Origin of the sequence: Sphingomonas sp. PP-CE-1A-559 (genome assembly GCF_004340965.1) — a bacterium.
GTDB lineage: Bacteria > Pseudomonadota > Alphaproteobacteria > Sphingomonadales > Sphingomonadaceae > Sphingomonas.
In genome coordinates, this window is record NZ_SLYA01000030.1 from 1 (window position 1) to 1,672 (window position 1,672).

A 1,672-nucleotide genomic window follows, 5' to 3' on the forward strand; every position below is an offset into this window, starting at 1 on the left:
TCAAACAGACTGTGTGGAAAGTCGTGAACAGCGCGGTCGGTGTCAGCGATTTCCAGTCTCGAGCGGTTCGAGAACCAAATGGCCCGAAGGTGGCCGTTAATGACCTTGAGGCGGCGAGAGACGGCGGTTGGAGGTCCGGTCTGGCGTTCGTGGCGCGAGAAGGCCGGTTTTACGTCCTTACCGCGGCGATCAGGCCCGGGACACCGACCAGAGTGATGGCCCGTCTGATATTATAGGCGAGCGCGGTCAGGCTGAACTCGCCGCGAACGTTCTCGAGCCGGCGCATCAGGAACGCGCCCTGACCCATCCACTGTTTGATGGTGCCGAAGGGGTGCTCGACGCTGTTTCGCCGGTGGTCCAGCATCTCGGGCCTGGCCGCCAACCGCGTCGCCATGCGGTCGAGAACGGCCTCGTTCTCCAGGCGCGAGACGCGGCGGAATGACCGAGTACAGCGCGATCTCAGCGTGCACGCCTTGCAGGCATCGCGGTTGGCATAGTCGACCTTCACATTGTCGCGCGACTTGCCCCGGTAGCGCGGCGAGAGCGCGGCCCCAGCCGGGCAAACGAAGACGTCCCGGGCAGGCTCGTAGCGGAACACGTCCTTGCCGAAGAAGCCCTCGCGCACGGCGGGACCGCGGATTGGCTTGGGCACATAAGCCGTAACCCCGGCTGCCTCGCAGGCCTCGATATCCTCGATCTTAAAGTAGCCCCGGTCGGCGACGGCCTCGATCCGCTCGACGCCAAGCGCTTCCATTGCCGCTATCGCGGTTTGCGCGAGCAGGCCGAGGTCGAGGACCTGGTTGCTCACCGCCTGCTCGGCGATCAGCTTGTGCTTCACGTCGACGGCGAGCTGGATGTTGTAGCCGACCCCCACTTTGGTCATGCGCGCCATCGCGCGGGCGTCCGGATCTGTCAGCGAGATCTGGTCGGCGCCGGTGCGATCCAGTTCGGCGAGCATCTCCTTGTGACGATCGCGCTTGCCCTGAATGGCGGCAATCTTCTCGGCCAGTTTGCCATCGCCATTGCCGGAACCGCCGCCCGGCGTGCGGTCTTCGTCGGCATCGCCCTCGTCGAGCCGTTTCATGTAGCCGGCGAGCCTCTCGTCCGCGTCCTGGATAGCTTTGGCGAGCGACGGCCGGGTGAAGTTCCGGGTCTTGTTGTTGACCGCCTTGATGCGCGTGCCGTCGACCGCCACGAGCTCGCGCCCGAACAGATCGAGCTGACGACACAGCACTACGAACTCACGGAACACCGTCTTGAAGGCGGCACGGTTGTCGCGGCGGAAGTCAGCGATGGTTTTGAAATCCGGCTTTAGGTGCCGGAGCAGCCAGATAACCTCGACATTGCGGTGCGTCTCGGCTTCCAGGCGCCGGCTCGACCGGATCCGGTTCAGGTAGCCGTAGATGTACAGCTTGAGCAGATCTGCCGGATCGTAGCCCGGGCGACCCGTTGCCTTGGGCTGTACACGGACGAACCCGGCCGCGCCAAGCTCGATCCCGTCAACAAAGGCCTCGATGAACCTGACCGGATTATCCGGTCCGACATAATCATCAACCGCTTCGGGCAGCAGCAAGAGCTGCGAGCGGTCCGTTCCAGACAGATGCGCCATGCCACAAACATACCACGCGACGCGATCTACGGGAATCCTCAGGCCGGGTTCTCACACAGTCTG

The 1,672-nt window shown here is 63.9% G+C and carries 1 protein-coding gene; it reads right to left on the bottom strand.

The window, feature by feature from the left end; all coding sequences use genetic code 11:
- Nucleotides 1–169 precede the first annotated feature (169 nt).
- On the bottom strand, nucleotides 170–1,609 hold the full coding sequence (locus C8J42_RS19915) for an IS1182 family transposase (protein ID WP_133021540.1): 1,440 nt from the start codon (nucleotides 1,607–1,609) through the stop codon (nucleotides 170–172).
- Nucleotides 1,610–1,672: the final 63 nt, after the last annotated feature.